This window comes from Dokdonella ginsengisoli (assembly GCF_042652785.1).
GTDB classification, from domain to species: domain Bacteria; phylum Pseudomonadota; class Gammaproteobacteria; order Xanthomonadales; family Rhodanobacteraceae; genus Dokdonella_A; species Dokdonella_A ginsengisoli.
Genome location: NZ_JBHSHD010000005.1, coordinates 178,789 through 198,119 on the forward strand (window position 1 = coordinate 178,789; position 19,331 = coordinate 198,119).

Annotated in this window: 15 protein-coding genes; 3 read left to right on the forward strand and 12 right to left on the reverse strand. The window is 69.7% G+C overall.

The window, feature by feature from the left end; translation table 11 throughout:
- Positions 1-4 precede the first annotated feature (4 nt).
- From ACFO6Q_RS05320 to glmU, 7 genes are all read right to left on the reverse strand, one after another.
- Positions 5-1,315 (reverse strand): outer membrane beta-barrel protein, encoded by a 1,311-nt coding sequence (locus tag ACFO6Q_RS05320; protein WP_380019525.1) that lies wholly within the window; start codon positions 1,313-1,315, stop codon positions 5-7.
- Positions 1,316-1,386: 71 nt separating this feature from the next.
- Entirely contained in the window at positions 1,387-2,151 is a 765-nt protein-coding gene (locus ACFO6Q_RS05325) for a P-loop NTPase family protein (RefSeq protein WP_380019526.1), read from the reverse strand.
- The gene (locus tag ACFO6Q_RS05330) at positions 2,148-3,701 is read right to left on the reverse strand and encodes an XrtA system polysaccharide chain length determinant (protein WP_380019527.1); all 1,554 of its coding nucleotides are present in this window, start codon (positions 3,699-3,701) and stop codon (positions 2,148-2,150) included. The genes ACFO6Q_RS05325 and ACFO6Q_RS05330 overlap by 4 nt, the downstream gene beginning before the upstream one ends.
- 42 nt (positions 3,702-3,743) lie before the next feature.
- The gene (locus ACFO6Q_RS05335) at positions 3,744-4,370 is read right to left on the reverse strand and encodes an XrtA/PEP-CTERM system exopolysaccharide export protein (RefSeq protein WP_380019528.1); all 627 of its coding nucleotides are present in this window, start codon (positions 4,368-4,370) and stop codon (positions 3,744-3,746) included.
- 105 nt (positions 4,371-4,475) lie between these two features.
- Complete coding sequence (locus tag ACFO6Q_RS05340; protein WP_380019529.1) at positions 4,476-5,483, reverse strand: NAD-dependent epimerase; 1,008 nt, start codon at positions 5,481-5,483, stop codon at positions 4,476-4,478.
- Positions 5,484-5,627: 144 nt separating this feature from the next.
- Entirely contained in the window at positions 5,628-6,920 is a 1,293-nt protein-coding gene (gene tviB, locus ACFO6Q_RS05345; protein ID WP_380019530.1) for a Vi polysaccharide biosynthesis UDP-N-acetylglucosamine C-6 dehydrogenase TviB, read from the reverse strand.
- A gap of 145 nt (positions 6,921-7,065) precedes the next feature.
- Entirely contained in the window at positions 7,066-8,430 is a 1,365-nt protein-coding gene (glmU, locus tag ACFO6Q_RS05350; protein ID WP_380019531.1) for a bifunctional UDP-N-acetylglucosamine diphosphorylase/glucosamine-1-phosphate N-acetyltransferase GlmU, read from the reverse strand.
- Positions 8,431-8,597: 167 nt separating this feature from the next.
- Between glmU and ACFO6Q_RS05355 the strand changes: the two genes are divergently transcribed.
- The gene (locus ACFO6Q_RS05355) at positions 8,598-10,193 is read left to right on the forward strand and encodes a tetratricopeptide repeat-containing sulfotransferase family protein (RefSeq protein ID WP_380019532.1); all 1,596 of its coding nucleotides are present in this window, start codon (positions 8,598-8,600) and stop codon (positions 10,191-10,193) included.
- A 313-nt stretch (positions 10,194-10,506) separates the two neighbouring features.
- Here the strand turns inward: ACFO6Q_RS05355 and asnB are convergent, their stop codons facing one another.
- Entirely contained in the window at positions 10,507-12,201 is a 1,695-nt protein-coding gene (asnB, locus tag ACFO6Q_RS05360; protein WP_380019533.1) for an asparagine synthase B, read from the reverse strand.
- Positions 12,202-12,408: 207 nt separating this feature from the next.
- On the opposite strand from asnB, the gene ACFO6Q_RS05365 reads away from it, so the two are divergent.
- Positions 12,409-14,034 (forward strand): hypothetical protein, encoded by a 1,626-nt coding sequence (locus ACFO6Q_RS05365; protein WP_380019534.1) that lies wholly within the window; start codon positions 12,409-12,411, stop codon positions 14,032-14,034.
- An 86-nt stretch (positions 14,035-14,120) separates the two neighbouring features.
- Entirely contained in the window at positions 14,121-14,654 is a 534-nt protein-coding gene (locus ACFO6Q_RS05370) for a hypothetical protein (protein WP_380019535.1), read from the forward strand.
- Positions 14,655-14,687: 33 nt separating this feature from the next.
- Here the strand turns inward: ACFO6Q_RS05370 and ACFO6Q_RS05375 are convergent, their stop codons facing one another.
- The 4 genes from ACFO6Q_RS05375 to ACFO6Q_RS05390 all read right to left on the reverse strand — a co-directional run bounded on the left by ACFO6Q_RS05375 (position 14,688) and on the right by ACFO6Q_RS05390 (position 19,329).
- Positions 14,688-16,637 (reverse strand): right-handed parallel beta-helix repeat-containing protein, encoded by a 1,950-nt coding sequence (locus ACFO6Q_RS05375; RefSeq protein WP_380019536.1) that lies wholly within the window; start codon positions 16,635-16,637, stop codon positions 14,688-14,690.
- A 133-nt stretch (positions 16,638-16,770) separates the two neighbouring features.
- On the reverse strand, positions 16,771-17,193 hold the full coding sequence (locus ACFO6Q_RS05380) for a F0F1 ATP synthase subunit epsilon (protein ID WP_380019537.1): 423 nt from the start codon (positions 17,191-17,193) through the stop codon (positions 16,771-16,773).
- Between the two features lie 132 nt (positions 17,194-17,325).
- Positions 17,326-18,762, reverse strand: a complete 1,437-nt coding sequence (atpD, locus tag ACFO6Q_RS05385) for a F0F1 ATP synthase subunit beta (protein WP_380019538.1) — start codon at positions 18,760-18,762, stop codon at positions 17,326-17,328.
- A 51-nt stretch (positions 18,763-18,813) separates the two neighbouring features.
- A complete protein-coding gene (locus tag ACFO6Q_RS05390) occupies positions 18,814-19,329 on the reverse strand; it encodes a hypothetical protein (RefSeq protein WP_380019539.1) in 516 nt (171 codons plus the stop codon).
- Positions 19,330-19,331 lie beyond the last annotated feature (2 nt).

Consider the following 19,331-nt stretch of genomic DNA (forward strand, 5'->3'; position numbering starts at 1 on the left):
CCGGCTAGCGATGGAAGGTCACCGTCAGCATGACCGAGTTCTCGTCGTAGCTGTTGTTGGGCGTGTCGCTGTCGCGGCGTTCGTGCCGCGCCAGCAGCGCCCACTGCCAGTGGCGCGAGCGCTTGTAGTTGAGCGACACGCCGTAGGCGAGGTCGTCGTCGGTGCGCGCGATGTCGGTGTAGCGGCGGCGTTCGCGGCCGACGTTGCCCTCCAGCCACAGCGTGGGCAGGAAGAAGTAGCCGGCGTCGGCGTAGAACCCGGTCGAGTGCTGGTTGAGGCCGACGTCGCTGCTGCCGTCGACCAGCACGTAGTCCAGTTCGCGCCAGAACGGCGCGACGTCGAAGTAGAAGCGGTCCTCGCGGTGGCGCACGTCGAAGTTGACGCGCTTCTCGACGTAGACCTGCGGCGTCAGCACCGAGCCGTTGATGCCGCTGCCGATGCCGGTGTTGCGGATCTGCTCGGGGCTGAAGACCAGGTCCTGCGCCGCGTCGGAGTACTGCCGCGCCAGCCACAGGCCGACGCTGGTGCGCGGATTGGGGTTCCAGCGCACGCTGGCGCGCAGCAGCGATCCGGAGCGCGAGCCGTTGCCGCCCTGCAGGTCGAGATGGCTGTAGCCGACCGCGCCTTCGAGCGTGAACGCGCGGCTGGTGCGCTGGTAGCCGAGGTAGGCGTCCTGGCGCTCGTAGTCGAATCCGCGCGACTGCGCGCGGTCGTAGCGCACCTGCGAGCCGCTGACGTTGCCGCTGAGCGTGTCGCTCGGCGTCAGCGTGTAGAGCAGCGCGCCGAGCGCGGAATAGCGGTCGCTGTTGAACTGGCTGCTGGTGTCGGCGTAGGTGTTGGTGTAGCGCGCGTCGAACTGCCCCTGCAGCGTTTGGCTGAAGCGCGCGTGCAGGGTCGGGCCGGTGGTGAAGACGTTGGTCTGCTGCTGGTTCGACGGCGCGTTGCTCTGCAGCGCGTTGATCGGCTCGCGGCCGGCGTTGTCCTGGAAGAACCAGTCCAGCCGTTCGGGCAGCAGCGTCCACACCGCCGTGCCGGCGAGCAGGGTGTGCAGCTCGCTGCCGAAGCGGCCGTGCAGGTAGTCGCGGTATTCGAGCGAGCCGGCCGCGTTGGCCTGCAGGGTCGAGCCCTTCTGGGTGAAGGTGAAGTCCAGGCGCGGCGCGAGCACGTCCTCGCTGACCGGGTCGTGCTCGCTGTAGTTGATGTTGTCGCTGTGCTTGAGCGATACGCCGACGGAATAGTCGAGCGCCGGTTCCGCGGCCGCCGAGGCGGCGAGCGCGAGACCGAGGGCGGCGGTGATGGCACTGCGCTTGGGCATGTCCGTTCTCCCCCTGGTTTCCCTTCGGCGTCCGCGGCCCGGCTCCGCGCGCCGACGGGATGCTCCGGTGCTCAAGGCAGCTGGTTGAAGACGACGCCGGCGAAGCGGTTCGGATCGAACGCCGCGGTGGCCTGCGCGATCGCCGCCGGGGTGTCGCGGCCGTAGCCGGCGACCAGCACCACGAAGTCGGCGAGTTCGGACAGGATGCGCGCGTCCGGCGAACCCTTGATCGCCGGACCGTCGAGGAACAGGTAGCGGTCCGGATAGCGGCAGCGCAGCGAATCGAGCACGGCGCGCATGCGGAACGAGGAGAAATACTCGCCGCTCAGTTCGCGCGGCTTGCCGGCCGGGATCAGGCGCAGGCGCGGGATGCCGGTGCGGTAGATGATCGATTCGACGCCGATCGCCGGATGGTCGAGGTAGTCGATCAGGCCGGGGCCGGCTTCGATGCCCAGCGCCTTCTGCTGCGCCGGATGGCGCGGATTGCAGTCGATCAGCAGCGCCGTCTTGGCCTCGTCGAAGGCGAACGCCGCGGCGAGGTTGCGCGCGACGAAGCTGCCGCCGCAGCCGGAGCTGACCGGCGCGACCATGGTGACGAAGTTCTGCTCGCCGCCGAGCGCGAGCAGGCGCGTGCGGATCTCGCGGAACGCGTCGGCCTGCACGCGCGCCGAATCGTCGCGGTGGATCAGGCGCCGCTCGTCGAGCTGGCGCGGCGCCAGCTCGCGCGTCTCGGCCATGCGCGCGATCGAGCGGCTGGCGGCGCGGCGCTCGGCGAGCTGGCCGACGCCGGCTTCGCCGCGCTCGGACGAAGTCTGCGCGTTGTCCTCGGGCGTCACGGCAGAACCTCCAGGCGGATCCAGTACATCGCGACGTAGGCGACGCCGACCGCGGCGATGATCGCCAGCAGCAGTGTCGCGTGCATGAAGTGGCGGCGGCGGTCGCCGGGCGTGGCGTAGACCGGGATCGTCGCCAGCACCGGCACGCCGGCCATGCGCTCGATCTGTGCCGCCGAGCGCGCGCGCGGGTCGAAGCGCGCGTAGCCGAACAGCAGGCCCAGCGGCAGCACGATGCCCAGGCCCAGGCCGGCCATCGCGAAATGCATCAGGCGCAGGCCGGAGGGGCGCAGCGGCATCACCGCCGGCTCCTGGATGCGGAAGGTCAGGCCCTGCTGCTTCTGGTCGAGGTCCATCGACACGCGCGCGTTCTCGCGGCGCTTGAGCAGGTCCTGGTAGATGTCGCGGTTGACTTCGTAGTCGCGCGTCAGCTCCGACAGCGCGTTCTCGGAACTGGCGATGCGCTTGCTGCGCTCCAGCTCGTCGTTGAGCATGGTCTGGCTGGCGGCCAGGCGCGAGGCGGTCGCGCCGCGGTTGCGGCGCACCTCGTTGAGCTTGCTGCGCAGTTCCGTGTACAGCGGGTTGTACTGCACGGCGCTGTCGATCGACGACGGGCTGTCGGCCTTCGCGGTCGCCTTCTGCGCCTCGTTGCGCTTGAGCGATTCCTGCAGGTCCTGCATCTGGTGGCGGATGCGCACCACGTCCGGATAGTCGTCGGTGTAGGTCAGCAGCAGCTTGTCGAGCTGGCCCTGCAGTTCGGCCAGCTGGGCGCGGATCTGGCCGTCGCGCGTCTGCACCGCGGTGACTTCCGATTCGCCCGACACCTGCGCCACCAGCGCGCCCTCGCGCGAGGACTGCTCCATCATCTCCATGCGCGCCTGCTCGACCTGGCTGCGCAGCTGGGCGATGCGCGCGTTGCTGTCGGCCTCGCCGCCGGGGCGCGCGTCGACGTTCGCCTCGCGGTAGGCCTTCAGCTTGTCCTCGGCGTCGGTCAGCTTCTTGTGGTAGGACTCCACCTGGCTGTTGATGAAGTCGAACGCGTTGCGGCTCTCGCGCTCCTTCGCGGCGAGGCTTTCCTGGATGAACGACTCGGCCAGCCGCTGCGTGACGCGGTAGGAACGCGCCGCGTCGCCGTCGGAGTAGGAAATCTCGATCAGGTTGTCGCGTGGGCTGGTGATCTTGGTGCGGTTGGTGATCGTCTCGATGATGCGGTCCTGCTCGACCGGCGACGGCGGCGGCTGCCGCGCCGTCCAGCCGCCGACCTCGAGGATGTCGCCCATCACCTTGCGGCTGAAGATCACCTCGCGCGCGATCGAGGCGCGGTCGGCCACGGTGGTCGCCACCGCGCGGCCTTCCATCAGGCCGGTGACGATGTTGCTCTCCTGCACCAGGATCGTGGTCGCCGATTCGTAGCGCTTGGGCCAGGTCGCGCCGATCACCAGGGCGGCCAGCGCGATCAGCGCGAACAGCGTGCCGAGCGTGAGCATGCGGCGGCGCGCCTCGGTGACGAGGATCGGGGTGAGCTCGCTGAGAGGAGCCAGGGAGGTGGCCATCGGAATCCGCCGTGGTGTGCCGTCGCCGATCGGATGCGTGCCTTAGAACACGCGTTCCGGAACGGTGATGACGTCGCCCGGCTGCGCCGGATAGTTGGTGGCCAGGTCGCCCTTCTGCAGGATGCGGTCCAGCCGCACCGAGTAGGAGCGCGTCGCGCCTTCGGCTTCCTTGCGGTACAGCTCGGTGCGGTCGGCGGCGGCGAAATCGGTGGTGCCGCCGGCGGCGAGTACCGCGTCGAGCACGGTCATGCCCTGGCGGTACGGCACCGAGATCGGCTGCCGCACGGCGCCGGTCACGCGCACGCGCGACAGGTATTCGTGGCTGCGCAGCTCGGTCAGGATCACCGCGACCTGCGGGTCGCGCACGTAGGCCTTGAGCTTGTCGGTGATCGCCGCGGAGACCTCTTCCGGCGTCTTGCCGCCGGCGGCGACGTCGCCGATCAGCGGCACCGAGATCATGCCGTCCGGGCGTACCGGCACCTTCGCGTTGAGATCGGGGTTGTGCCAGACCGACACCTCGAGGATGTCGTCGACGCCGATGCGGTAGAGGTTGACCGCCTGGGCTTCCGGATTGACCGGCGGCGGCGCTGCGGTGGTCCCGCCGCCGCTGGCGCAGGCGCTCAGCAGCAGGACGGCCAGCAGGGTCAGGACTCGGCTGATGCAACGCATGGCATGGCTCCCCGTTCCCATAAAAGTGTGAAGTGCATCACATTTTACCCTCAATGTCCCGCCCCGCAAGCGGGACGGTCCGGCCGGAGGCGCCGAGGGCGGCGGCTACACCCCGTAAAAACCCCGGTACCAGTCCACGAACCGCCCGACGCCGACCTCGACCGGCGTCGCCGGCGAGTAGCCGGTGTCGCGCGACAGCTCCTCGACGTCGGCGTAGGTGTCCGGCACGTCGCCGGGCTGCAGCGGCAGGAGGATCTTCTCCGCCTTGCGGCCGAGCCTGGCCTCGAGCACCTCGATGTAGTGCGCCAGCTCCACCGGCTGGTGGTTGCCGATGTTGTAGACCCGGTACGGCGCAGCCGACGAACCCGCGTTCGGCTGCAGCGGGTCGAAGGCCGGATCGGCCGCCGGAACCCGGTCCAGCGTGCGGATGACGCCCTCGACGATGTCGTCGACGTAGGTGAAGTCGCGCGTGTGCCGGCCGTGGTTGAACACCTCGATCGGCTCGCCGGCGAGGATCTTGCGCGTGAACAGGAACAATGCCATGTCCGGCCGCCCCCAGGGTCCATAGACCGTGAAGAATCGCAACCCGGTCGTGGGCAGGGCGTAAAGATGGCTGTAGGTGTGCGCCATCAGCTCGTTGGCCTTCTTGGTCGCCGCGTACAGGCTGACCGGATGGTCGACCGAATCGCGCACCGAGAACGGCAGCTTGCGGTTGGCACCGTAGACCGAGCTGGACGAGGCGTAGACCAGGTGCTCGACGCCGCCGTGGCGGCAGGCCTCGAGCACGTTGATGAAGCCGACCAGGTTGGCCTCGATGTAGGCGTAGGGATTGGTCAGCGAGTAGCGCACGCCGGCCTGGGCGGCCAGGTTGACCACGCGCTGCGGGCGGAACTCGGCGAAGGCCTTTTCCAGCGCGGGGCGGTCCTCCAGCGAGGCGCGCACGAAGCCGAATTTCGGCTGCGGCGTCAGGCGCGCCAGGCGCGCTTCCTTCAGCGTCGGGTCGTAGTAGTCGTTGACGTTGTCGTAGCCGAGCACCTCGTCGCCGCGTGCGAGCAGGCGTTCGCTCAGGGCCGAACCGATGAAGCCGGCGGCGCCGGTGACGAGGATGCGCATGGAGCGGGGGCCTTTGTTGGGGGAAGGGCTGAGAGCTGAGGGCTGAGGGCTGGGGAAAGGGCTGAGGGCGAAGGGCTGAGGGCTGAAGAACAAAAGCGGCGTCGGCGAAGCTTTTTTCAGCCCTCAGCCCTCAGCCCTCCATCATCACAAGCGATCGTCCACCTTCTCGCGCGGCAGCGCCTGCTTGACGTCGAACAGCACGCTGCCGGGCTTGCCGAGCGCGCGGATGCCGTCCGCGCCCAGCTCGACGAACTGGTGATGGGCGACGGCCAGGATCACCGCGTCGTAATGGCCGGGCTTCAATTCCGATACGAGATCCAGCCCGTATTCGTGACGCGCTTCCTCGGCGCTGACCCACGGATCGTGGATCTCGACCTCGGCGTGGTAGCTGTTCAGCTCGGCGACCACGTCGACCACGCGCGTGTTGCGCAGGTCCGGGCAGTTCTCCTTGAAGGCCAGGCCGAGCACCAGGATGCGCGAGCCGGCCGCGTGGATGCGCCGCTGCGTCATCAGCTTGACCACGCGGTGGGCGACGTGGCCGCCCATGCCGTCGTTGATGCGGCGGCCGGACAGGATCACCTCGGGGTGGTAGCCGATCTGCTGCGCCTTGTGCGTCAGGTAGTACGGGTCCACGCCGATGCAGTGGCCGCCGACCAGGCCGGGCTTGAACGGCAGGAAGTTCCACTTGGTGCCGGCCGCGGCGAGCACCTCGCTGGTGTCGATGCCCAGGCGGTGGAAGATCAGCGCCAGCTCGTTGATCAGCGCGATGTTGAGGTCGCGCTGGGTGTTCTCGATGACCTTGGCCGCCTCGGCGACGCGGATGCTGGAGGCTTTGTGCGTGCCGGCGGTGACCACCTGGCGGTACAGCGCGTCGACGAAGTCGGCGGCCTGCGGCGTCGAGCCGGAGGTCACCTTCAGGATCGTCTCCAGGCGGTGCTGCTTGTCGCCCGGGTTGATGCGCTCGGGGCTGTAGCCGGCGTAGAAGTCGACGTTGTATTTCAGGCCCGATTCGCGCTCGATGATCGGCACGCAGACCTCCTCGGTCGCGCCCGGGTACACGGTCGATTCGAAGATCACCACGCCGCCGCGGCGGATCGCCTTGCCGACCGTGCGGCTGGCCGATTCGAGCGGGCGCAGGTCCGGGCGCTTGGCGTCGTCGATCGGCGTCGGTACGGTGACCACGAACACGTTGCAGGCGGCGAGGTCGCCGGCGTCGGCGCTGAAGGACAGCTGCGCGGCGGCCTTCAGCTCCTGCGGCGACACCTCCAGCGTGTGGTCGCGGCCCGAGCGCAGCTCGGCGATGCGCGCGGCGTTGATGTCGAAGCCGAGCGTCGGCAGCTTGCGCCCGAAACCGACCGCCAGCGGCAGGCCGACGTAGCCGAGGCCGATGACGGCGACGCGAGTGTCTTCGGGACGGGGCAGGGCAGCAGCGTCCATCGCTTGCTCCGGATGAGGGGGCGCAAGTCTAGCAAGAGCCAAATGTGTACGGACGGCGCGCAAGCGCGCCGGAGGCCGCCGCGCCCGAACCGGACGGGCGGCGGCACAATATTCCACGCTTGGGCGGCCGCCGCCGCCCGCCGGTCTATCCCTTCTTCGGCCGCTGCCAGCCGCTCACCGTCGTCTGGCGCGCGCGCGCAACGGTCAGCTCGCCGGCCGGCGCGTCGTGGCCGATCACCGAGCCGGCGCCGATGGTGGCGTCCTTGCCGATCTTCACCGGCGCCACCAGCGACGAGTTCGAGCCGATGAAGGCGCCGTCCTCGATCGTCGTGACGTGCTTGTTCGCGCCGTCGTAGTTGCAGGTGATCGTGCCGGCGCCGATGTTGGCGCCGGCGCCGACCTCGGCGTCGCCGAGGTAGGAAAGGTGGTTGGCCTTGGCGTTCTCGCCGAGCCGCGCCTGCTTGGTCTCGACGAAGTTGCCCACGCGCGCGCCGGCGCCCAGCTCGGTGCCCGGGCGCAGCCGCGCGAACGGCCCGATGTCGCAGGGACCGTGGGTGACCACGCCGTCGAGGTTGCAGTGCGAGTGCACCACGGTGCCGGCGGCCAGGGTCGAGTTGCGCACGCGGCAGAACGGCCCGATGCGCACCTCGTCGCCGAGTTCGACCAAGCCTTCGAGGATCACGTCGACGTCGATCTCGACGTCGCGGCCGACGCGCACGTCGCCGCGTACGTCGAAGCGCACCGGATCGGCGAAGCGTACGCCGGCGGCCGCCAGGTGCGTGGCGCGCAGGCGCTGGTAGGTGCGTTCCAGCGCGGCCAGCTGCCACGGATCATTGGCGCCGAACACCTCCTGCGCGTTGATGCACAGGCTCGCCTCGGCCGGCTCGCCTTCCTCGTTGGCCTGCGCGAACACGTCGGTCAGGTAGTACTCGCGCTGCGCGTTGTCGTCGGACAGGTTGTCGATCCACACGCGCAGGCGGCGCGCGTCGGCGGCGAGGATGCCGCTGTTGACCCAAGTGATCGCGCGCTGCTCGGGCGTGGCGTCCTTCTCCTCGACGATCGCGCGCACGCGCCCCAGCCCGTCGCGCACGACGCGGCCGTAGCCGTACGGGCTCTCCAGCTGGGTGACCAGCGCGGCCAGCGTCGATTCGAGCGCGAGCAGCTTGCGCAGGGTGTCGACGCGGATCAGCGGCACGTCGCCGTAGAGGATCAGCACGCGCGCCTGCTCGGGCACGCCGGGCATGGCCAGCTTCACCGCGTGGCCGGTGCCGCGCTGCTCGGGCTGGTGCACCCAGTCCAGGTCACCCAGGTCGGTCAGCGCCGCGCGCACCTGTTCGCCGAGATGGCCGTAGACCAGGTGGATGCGTGCCGGCTGCAGGGCGCGTGCGGCGTCCAGCACGTGCGCCAGCATCGGCCGTCCGGCCAGCGGCATCAGGACCTTCGGCTTGGCCGACTTCATGCGCTTGCCCTCGCCGGCGGCGAGGACGATGACGTGCAACGGACTGCTCACGGGAATTCCCTGTCGAGACGCGGACCTCAATTCTAGACGCAGCACGATCGCCTCCGCGCGCCGCCGCTCCGCCGGCCGGCGACGCCCGTCGGGAACGGCCGCCTGCCAGCCCGCGGCGATCCCTTGCTAAGCTGGAACGCTTTCCACGACGCGAACCCCACGGCGCGATGACCCCGGCGCTCGCCTCCTCCGACTCCGATCCCGAGCGCCTGCACGGCCTCGGCGACGCGGCGCTGCTGTTCCTGCGGCAGGGCAACCGCAGCTTCGACGCCGGCGACTTCGCCGCCGCCGAACGCTGCTTCGCGCAGGCGCGGCGCGAGGCGCCCGTGCATGCCGAGCCGCTGCGCCTGCACGCGCTGGCCCTGCACCAGCTCGGCCGCGCCGCGGAGGCGGTCGCGCTGCTGCAGCAGGCCGCGCGGCAGCGGCCGGACGATGCGCTGATCCAGAACGCGCTCGGTGGCGCGCTCGGCCAGACCGGCCAGGGCGAGGCCGCGCTGGCGGCGCTGCGGCGCGCCTGCGAACTCGATCCGGGCCTGTCGCCGGCCTGGGCCAATCTCGGCAACGCGCTGGCGATGGCCGGGCGCACCGCGGAGTCGGAAGCGCCGCTGCGGCGCGCGCTGGAACTCGCACCGCAGCTGGAGTCCGCGCGCCTGCTGCTGGCCGAGGCCTTGATGATGCTCGGCCGCATCGACGAATCGGCGGCGCAGTACCGCGAGCTGCTGCAGCAGCATCCGCATTCGGGGCAGGCGTGGTGGGGCCTGGCCAACCTGAAGTCGGTGCGGCTGGACGCCGACGACGTGGGCCGCCTGCAGGCGCTCGTGCGGCGCCGCGACCTGCCCGACGCCGAGCAGCTGACCGCGCGCTTCGCCCTGGCCAAGGCGCTCGATGACACCGCACGCCACGCCGAGGCCTTCCACGCCTACGTCGACGCCAACGCGCTCGCCCGGCGCGGCTTCCGCTGGGATGCCGCCGGCTTCGCGCGCTGGATGGAGCACCTGCGGGCGACTTTCGAGCGCAGCGCGTTCGTGCCGGCGGACGTGCAGTTCGGCGCCGAGGCGATCTTCGTCGTCGGCCTGCCGCGTTCGGCCTCGACTCTGACCGAACAGATCCTCGCCGCGCATCCGCAGGTGGAAGGCGCCAGCGAGCTGGGCGATCTGGGCGCGGTCATCCGCGAGGAATCGCGGCGCCGCGCGCGCGCGTTCCCCGACTGGGTCGCCGACGCCGGCGCGGCCGACTGGCGGCGCCTGGGCGAGCGCTACCTCGAACGCACGGCGCGCTGGCGCGAACGGCGCCCGCGCTTCACCGACAAGGCGCCGGCCAACTGGATGCTGACCGCGGCGATCCGGCGCATGCTGCCGGGCGCGCGCATCGTCGACTGCCGCCGCGATCCGCTGGAAACGTGCTGGTCGTGCTTCCGCCAGATCTTCTGGAGGGAGCACGAGTACAGCTACGACCTCGGCGACCTCGCCGCGTACTGGCACGTGTACGACGCGGCGATGCGGCACTGGTCGGCGGCGCATCCGCAGCACGTGCGCGAGCAGGTCTACGAGGCGCTGCTGGCCGATCCGGAGCAGCAGACGCGCGAGCTGCTCGATTTCTGTGGCCTGCCGTTCGACGAGGCGTGCCTGCGCTTCCACGAAGCCGAGCGCAGCGTGCGCACCGCGAGCGCGGCGCAGGTGCGTCAACCGCTGAACCGCGACACCGCGCGCACCGCGCGCTACGGCGCGCTGCTCGATCCGCTGCGGCGCGCGCTGGCGCGCTGAGGCGTCGTCGACTCGCGCGGGTTCGCTGGCGGCTCGCCGCTCCCGTGCATTGCGCAAAAAGCGCCCTCACCCCGACCCTCTCCCGCGAGCGGGAGAGGGGGCGTGGAACTTCCTCGCTCACCGCAAGGAGGGGCTCGCACATCTCGCGCCGCACGTGGAAGAAAGTCGCGCGGGGAAGGAAGAAGCGTTCACCTCTCCCGCTCGCGGGAGAGGTCGCCGCGCATCGCGCGGCGGGTGAGGGAGCCGGGTACGCGCACCCGCGCGCCCTCGTCCGCCTGCGGCGTGCGTGCGGATCAGTCGCCGCAGCGCCGCGTCACGACGCGGCCTTCGCCGGCGCCGCGCCGCCCTGCTCGGCCACGTGCACGCGCCGGATCGCGCGCCCGGACGGATCGGCATTGCCGGCGAATTCCTGCGACCAGCGGTAGGCGGTCGGCGTCGAGCAGGCGATGCTCGGGCCGCCGGGCACCAGGCGCGCGGCGTTCTCGCCGGGGAAGTGCTTGTCGAACAGGGTGCGGTAGAAATACGCCTCCTTGCTCGCCGGCGGATTGACCGGGAAGCGCTGCGCCGCGATCGCCATCTGCGCGTCGCTGACCTGCGCCTCGGCATGGGCCTTCAGCGAATCGATCCAGCCGTAGCCGACGCCGTCGGAGAACTGTTCCTTCTGCCGCCACAGGATCGCATCCGGCAGCAGGCCGCGGCCGGCCTCGCGCAGGATGTGCTTCTCGATGCGGCCGTCGACCGGACGCTTGGCCGACGGCGCGGTGCGCATCGCCGCGTCGAGGAAGTCGCGGTCGAGGAACGGCACGCGTGCCTCGACGCCCCAGGCCAGGGTCGACTTGTTCGCGCGCAGGCAGTCGTAGGAATGCAGCGCGTCGAGCTTGCGCACGAGTTCTTCGTGAAACTCGCGATCGTTCGGTGCCATGTGGAAATACAGATACCCGCCGAAGATCTCGTCGGCGCCCTCGCCGGACAGCACCATCTTGATGCCCATCGCGCGGATGCGCCGCGCCAGCAGGTACATCGGCGTGGAGGCGCGGATGGTGGTGACGTCGTAGGTCTCGATGTGATGCACTACGTCCGACAGCGCGTCGAGGCCTTCCTGCACGGTGAAATGGAACTCGTGGTGCGCGGTGCCCAGGTGCTCGGCGACGGTGCGCGCCGCGGCGAGGTCGGGCGAGCCGGCCAGGCCGATCGAGAACGTGTGCAGGCGCGGCCACCAGGCTTCGGTGCGGTCGTCGTCCTCGATGCGGCGTGCGGCGAAGCGCGCGGTGATCGCGGCGATCAGCGAGGAATCCAGGCCGCCGGAGAGCAGCACGCCGTAGGGCACGTCGGTCATCAGGTGGCTGTGCACCGCCCGCTCGAGCGCACCACGCAGCGCGCCGGCGTCGGCCGGGCCGTGCTCGACCGCGTCGAACTCGCGCCAGTCGGGCTGGTAGTACTTCGCCGGCGCGGCCATCGTGCGCGTCTGGTAGCTGCCGGGCGGGAACTCCTCGACGCTGACGCACACCTCTTGCAGGCCCTTCAGCTCGGAGGAGACGTACAGCCGTCCATCCGCATCGCGGCCGGTGTACAGCGGAACGATACCGATCGGGTCGCGCGCGATCAGCCAGTCGCCCGCCGCGCGGTCCCACAGCGCGAAGGCGAACATGCCTTTCAGCTCGTTGAGGAATTCCGGACCTTGTGCGCGGTACAGCGGCAGGATGACCTCGCAGTCCGAATCGGTGCGGAACGGATAGCCGCTGGCCAGGCGCGCGCGCAGCTCGCGGTGGTTGTAGATCTCGCCGTTGACCGCGAGCACCTGGTCGCCGTCGCTGGACAGCAGCGGCTGCGCGCCGTTGTTGACGTCGACGATGGCCAGGCGTTCGTGCGCGAGCACCGCGCGGTCGTCGGCGTGGACGCCGCTCCAGTCCGGGCCGCGATGGCGCAGCAGCCGCGCCTGGCGCAGCGCGACGGGGCGCAGGGCCTGCGCGCCGCCGGCGGGGTCGAAGATGCAGAAGAAGCCGCACATGGGCAATTTCCCTCTCGGTCGAACCGCAAGCTCACTATGCGTCGGCGGGTACTGTCAAATGAGGCGTGTCCATATGCCGGCTGTCCGCGGCGGTTCGGGCGATGCCGTTTTTCGTTCAGGAACGCGAACTTGCTGGGGTTATCCCTAGCAGCGGACGGTTGCGTGTCGGCCTACAGTGGCGCGCGTACCCGTCAATGGAAGCCCGACATGGACATCAAATCCGCTACCGGTGTAGTCGATCGCGATTTCACGACCTTCGACACGGCCCGGCAGGGCGACAGCGCCAAGGCCGACGGCAAGATCAGCCGCGAGGACCTGGAAACGGTCTCGCGCAACGAGAACGGCAAGTTCTCGGCGGAGCAGCAGGACGCGGCGCGCTTCCTGCTCGACAGCGAAGCCAGCCGGGCGTTCCTGGACGTCAGCGCGGACAAGGGGTTCCTGATCTTCGGCGGCAAGGTCGACGGCACCATCAGCCGCGAGGACGTGACGGCGGCGCAGAAGACGCTGGAGTCGGGTTCGTACTACGACGAACTGCTCGACACGGCGGCCGGGCGCGGCGGCCAGGACGGCAACATCAGCAACGACGACATCGTCGCGGCGCTGGCCGATCCGGGCGTGCCGCAGGAGCTGAAGGACACGCTGAACCTGCTGCTGGCGGCGCCGGACGGCAGCAAGGACCTGCACCAGACGCTGCAAGGCTTCACCGAGCAGGAAGTGGGCGCGGTCAGCGAGCTGTCGAAGCTGCCGCAGTTCCAGGCGCTGTCGGGCAGCGACAAGCGGCTGGTGGCCGAGGCGGTGCGCGACAGCGGCGGCGATCTGGCGACCAACACGAAGCTGCGCGAACTGCTCGACGGCGATCGCTTCAAGGGCATGAGCGCCGAGCAGCGCACGGCGGCGCTGACGGAGATTGCGCTGGTGGAGACGCCGGAGTTCAAGGCGCTGCCGGCCTCGGACCAGGCGCTGATCCGCGACGCGGTGACGAACCGCAAGCCCGACGACGTGAAGGTCGCCGAGAACGTCAAGAAGCTGATCGAGGATCCGAAGTTCGCCGCGCTGTCGGCGGACGAGAAGACCGCGGTGCTGAGCCAGGTGAAGAACTACCCCGACTCGCGCTCGGTGGCCAACATCGAGCGCCTGATCCAGAAGGACTGGTTCGGCGACTTCGACCTGGCCGACAAGCAGCGCACGCTGAAGTCGATCGCGTTCATGTCGCAGAACGACGCCGGCGATCCGGAGGTCAACAAGAACACGCTCAACCGCGTGCTCGACCCGAGCTCGAAGTACGTGTTCGCCTGGGATGCGAGCTTCGACGGCGACCTCAACAGCGGCGGCGGCCTGTACGGCACCGCCGACGGCACCAATATCACGTTCAACTCGAACATGGTCAACGCCGGCAACGATCCGCTGACCGAGACCTACAACTCGCGCCACGTCGTGCTGCACACGATCGCGCACGAGGTCAACCACAACGTCAACGGCGACAAGGTGGAGAACACCTACAACTACCTCGAGCAGGAATACCGCGCCTTCTACACCGGCTTCAAGGCCGAGTTCGGCCACCCGCCGACCAACGAGGACGCGATGGGCCGCTGGCGCAACCAGATCAACGGCGCCTACAGCGCGAGAAGCCAGGCCGCGATCGACTCCAGCCCGACCGAGGCACGCAAGTTCGCCGAGGAGCTGTCGCTGATCACCGGCAAGCCGGTCCCGGCCGGCGCGAGCCACGACGAGCTGAAGCAGTTCATCCAGGATCAGCTCGACCTGCCGGTGTCGGACTACGCCGATCCCACCGGTCCGGCGCCGGTGCCTCCGGGCAATCTCACCAACGAATGAGACATTCGGCCGCCAGGCTGGTTGCGGCGCTGATGGTGGCGGTTCTTTGTGCCGGCTCCTATGCTCGGGCCGAAAAAGGAGCGCACATGGATTCGAAAGACGCGAACGACACGCTCGCCGCCGCCGCCGCCGGTGCGGCGGGCTGGCAGGCGCAGGACGTGGAGATACTCGGCAAGCCCGCACTCGACCGCGGCGGCTGCCGGTTCTACAACGCCGTGCACCGGCGGCGCATGGACGGTCCCACCGTCGAGCTGGCGCAGCTGCCCGATGGCCGCGTCGTCGCCGGCATCCCGGGGCGCGGCGACGTGGCCGCAGCGGCGGACATCTTGCGGTTGTGCGGAACGGGCGCGCCGGCGGACTGGTGGGCCGAGATCGTCGTGCGATTCAGCGGCAAGGCCACCGGCAAGGTGGTGAAATCGCGCAAGGAAGCCCACGACGTCGGCGAGATCGAAAAACGCGGCGCGCAGTTCCACGAGCCCGAGCTGGAGCAGGCAGGCGACTCGACGCAGCTGCGCTTCTTCTCGGTGCGCTACGAGCCGGACCAGCCCTTCCGCGTGTCGGCCAGCCTGTCGGCACAGGGAAGCCTGACGGTCGCCAGCGAACCGCTCGGCGCGCAGTAGCGACCGCCGACGCCTATCCGGCGCGGGGCGGGCTCAGTCGAAGCCGTCGCTGAAGACCGGATCGTTGCGCTCGACCGCGCCGATGTCGGGCGCGGCGCCGCCGTAGCCGTCGTTGATGCCGGGCAGGGCGAGGCCGCGGTCGATCAGTGCGCTGGATTGCATCGGCGTGAAGTCGCCGTCCGCCGGAGCGGCCAGCGCCGGCGCCGCTTCGATGCCGTGCAGTTCCTGGGCGGTGCCGGCCTGCAGTGCGGCGAGGTTCGCGTAGCGCGTGCCCTGCCACCAGACCAGGGTCTGGCCACCGGCGTCGAGCGCGTCGTAGTCGAGGTCGAGCGCGATCGGATTGTCCTTGACGAAGGCGCGATCGGTGCCGGCGTAGATGTTGTTGCGGCTGACCATGCCGCTGCTGTATCCGGGCGACATCAGCCAGATCGCGTCGGTGGCCGGCGCCGTGGTTAGGAAGGTGTTGTGGTAGACGAAGGTCGGCCCGACCGGCGTCGAATAGCCGCTGTTGATCTTGATGCCGCTGGCGGACTGGCCGTCGACGAGGGCCGAGCGCGTATTGCCGATGTCGTAGGCGACGTTGCGCACGATCCACACCGGTCCGGTGCCGGCCGGTGCGATCGCGAACGCCATCAGCGAATCGCGGATGCGGTTGCCCCACAGGCGCACGTTGGCGCAGTAGCCCTCGGTTTCGGTGGCGTCGTCGGCGTGGTCGGCGAAGGTGTTCTCGTAGATGTCGGTCTCGTTGCTGAAGCCGTTCGGCGGCGGCGCGCTGCCGCACGAGCCGATGCCGTTGAAGGTGCCGTGGAAGGTGTTGCGGCGGATCACGTTGCCGCGGCCGACATCGTCGGTGAACGCCACCGCGTTGTTCTCCGCGCTGCCGCCCTTGGTCAGGCCCCACGGCCAGTTCGCGATCGAGGTGTCGGCGATCTCGTTGTGTTCGACCAGGTTGCGCTCGCCGCCCTTGATCCACACGCCGGCGGAGCCGATGTCGTGGATGCGGTTGCCGGCGACGCTGCAGTCGCTGCTGTAGCGCAGGTAGACGCCCTTGCCGTAGGTATCCGCGCCGTAGTGGCGGATCTCCAGGTTCTCCACGCGCACGTGATTCAGGCCGGCGAGGTTGAAGCCCTCGTTGAGCCGCGCGACGTGGATCTGCCGCTGCGCCGGGCGCGAGCCGTCGGCGAACTTCAGCCACAGCGTGGTGCCGTCGAAGAAGAAACCGCCGGGTGCGCCGGCCGCCAGCGTGCGCAGTTCGGCCAGGCTCGCGTAGCGGAACAGGCGCCCCTGGTCGCTGACCACGTGCGCGGTGGCGAAGCCGGTCGCGCGCGACCAGACGCCGCTGCCGGCGTCGTTCCAGGCGGCGCCGGCGGCGATCGCCGCGTCGGCGCCGTCGAGCACCGCACCGGCGGCGCCGCGGAACACGATCGGCTGCGCCGCCGTGCCGGAAACCGGCACGCGCACGCTTTCGCGGTAGACGCCGGCGGCGATCGAGACGAGGTCGCCCGCGCGCGCGAGATCGGCGGCGCGCTGGACCGTCTTCACCGCCCGCGCCGGAGCGGTGCCGTCGTTCGCGTCGGAGCCGTTCGGCGCCACGTACAGCGTGCGCAGCGGCGCGAACGCGCCGGCTTCCGCGCGCGTGGCGAAGGTGCCCGTGCGCGTCGGCGTCGCGCCGGTGCCGTCGGGATCGGCGAGGGTGACGCGCACCTCGTAGGTGCGTCCCGGCGCCAGCTGGAACAGGCTGCCGACGAAGTGCGTCGCGTCGACGCGCGCCAGCGGATGGCCGGCGCGGAACGAGGATTCGCCCTGCATCCGCCATTCCAGGCGCGCGCTGGCGTTGCGGTTCGCATCGCCGCTGACGCTGGCGACCACGCCGCCGGCCTGCAGCGTGCCGTAGGCGTCGAGCGGGCCGAAGCCGATCGCGTTCTGGGCGAGGAGCGGAGGGCAGGCCGCGCAGAGGAGCGCGGCGAGGAAACGTCGGAACATGCAGCGGCGCAGCAGCGGAAGGCGCGGCGATGGTGCCACGGCGCTGTGCCGGCGGTGTGAGGCGCGCGTTAGCGGTGCGCAAACGAAAACGCCGGCATCGCGCCGGCGTTCGTCGATCGGGATGGCGCGCCGCTCAGTGCTTGAGCGACTGGCGCAGCTTCTCCAGCGCCTGCAGCTGGGCCAGGGCCTGGGCCAGCTGGGCCTGCGCCTGGGCGACTTCGAGCGCGTCGGTGCGGTTGGACAGGGCGCGTTCCGCCTCGTCCTTGGCCTTGCGCGCGGCGGACTCGTCCAGATCCTTGGCGCGGATCGCGGTGTCGGCGAGCACGGTCACCACGTTCGGCTGCACTTCGAGCATGCCGCCGGAGACGTAGAAGAACTGCTCCTCGCCGCCGGCCAGCTGCACGCGCACCTGTCCGGGCTTGAGTCGCGTGATCAGCGGCGCGTGACGCGGCGCGATGCCGAGTTCGCCCATCTCGCCGGTCGCGATGACCATTTGCGCCTCGCCGCTGAAGATCTCTTCCTCGGCGCTGACGATGTCACAGTGAATAGTAGTCATGATCGTGAAAGCCTTTTGAGGGCTGAGGGCTGAGGGCTGAGGGCTGAGGGCTGAGGGCTGAGGGCCGAGAGCGGGCGGTACTGACGGCTTTCGATCTCAGCCCTCAGCCCTTCGTCCTCGGCCCTGCTCCGGTCAGGCGGCCTTCTTCTCCATCGCCTTGGCCTTCTCGAACGCCTCGTCGATGCCGCCGACCATGTAGAACGCCTGCTCCGGCAGGTGGTCGCATTCGCCGTCGCAGATCATCTTGAAGCCGCGGATGGTCTCCTTCAGCGTGACGTACTTGCCCGGCGCGCCGGTGAACACCTGCGCCACCGTGAACGGCTGCGAGAAGAAGCGCTCGATCTTGCGCGCGCGGTAGACCGTGTTGCGGTCGTCTTCGCTGAGCTCGTCCATGCCGAGGATGGCGATGATGTCCTTGAGCTCCTTGTAGCGCTGCAGCGTGCCCTGCACGCGGCGCGCGACTTCGTAGTGCTCGGTGCCGATCACCAGCGGATCGAGCTGGCGGCTGGTCGAAGCCAGCGGGTCCACCGCCGGATAGATGCCGAGCGAGGCGATGTCGCGCGACAGCGCCACGGTGGAGTCCAGATGCGCGAACGTGGTCGCCGGCGACGGGTCGGTGTAGTCGTCGGCCGGCACGTACACGGCCTGGATCGAGGTGATCGAGCCGGTCTTGGTCGAGGTGATGCGCTCCTGCAGCACGCCCATTTCCTCGGCCAGCGTCGGCTGGTAGCCCACCGCCGACGGCATGCGGCCGAGCAGCGCCGACACTTCGGTACCGGCCAGCGTGTAGCGGTAGATGTTGTCGACGAAGAACAGCACGTCCTTGCCCTTGCCGGTCTCGTCCTTCTCGTCGCGGAAGTACTCGGCCATGGTCAGGCCGGTGAGCGCGACGCGCAGGCGGTTGCCCGGCGGCTCGTTCATCTGGCCGTACACCATCGCCACCTTCGACTGCGTCTTGTCGTCGAGCTTGACCACGCCCGCGTCGATCATCTCGTGATAGAAGTCGTTGCCCTCGCGGGTGCGCTCGCCCACGCCGGCGAACACCGACAGGCCCGAGTGCTGGGTCGCGATGTTGTTGATCAGCTCGAGCATGTTGACGGTCTTGCCGACGCCGGCGCCGCCGAACAGGCCGACCTTGCCGCCCTTGGCGAACGGGCAGACCAGGTCGATGACCTTGATGCCGGTCTCCAGCAGCTCGTTGGCCGCGGCCTGGTCGTCGTAGGACGGTGCGCCGCGGTGGATGACCCAGCGGTCCTGCTCGCCGATCGGGCCGGCTTCGTCGATCGGATTGCCGAGCACGTCCATGATGCGGCCGAGCGTGGCCTTGCCAACCGGCACCTTGATGCCTTCGCCGGTGTTGTTGGCGACCAGGCCGCGCTTCAGGCCGTCGGTGGAGCCGAGCGCGATGGTGCGCACGACGCCGTCGCCCAGCTGCTGCTGCACTTCGAGCGTGATCGGCGCGGCGGCGCCCTCGACCTTCAGCGCGTCGTACACCTTCGGCACGGACTCGCGCGGGAATTCGACGTCGACCACGGCGCCGATGATCTGAACGACTTTGCCTGAGCTCATGTGTGGATCCTCAATGAAACTGCATGTTCGTTGTCGACCGCGCGCGGGCGGTCAGAAAATCCTGCGGTCGTCGATCGTCATGGCGACCGCGTCGACGTCCATCGCGGTGACCGCCGGAGCGCCGTCGCGCAGCTCCACCGTGGCGATCTCGTACGCGACAACCTGCACGCGCCGGCCTGCTTCGGTGTAGGTTTCCCGCACCTTGTAGCTGGCCCTGCCGAGCTTGCCCGTAGCGTCGAGTTCGACCGACGGCTTGGCCGTCTCGTACTCGCGATCGCTGCGCTTGCCGGCGCCGGCGATCTCGTCCGCCACGTACTGCCGCTTGTCCTTCTTCGTCACCTTCTTGGCGCCGTCCTTGCCGGGAAAGCTCGTCGTGACGACGCAGTCCTCCGACATGTACGACGCCACCGTACGCGCATCGCCGTTCCTGGCGGCTTCCTCCATCGCGGCGACGACGCCTTCGACGTCGGCGCGCGACAGCTTTCCTTCCGCGGCCCGTGTCGCACCGGCGAGGCTCGCGCCTGCCAGCGCGAGCGTGCACACCAGCGCGAGCCGTCGCGCCTTCATTC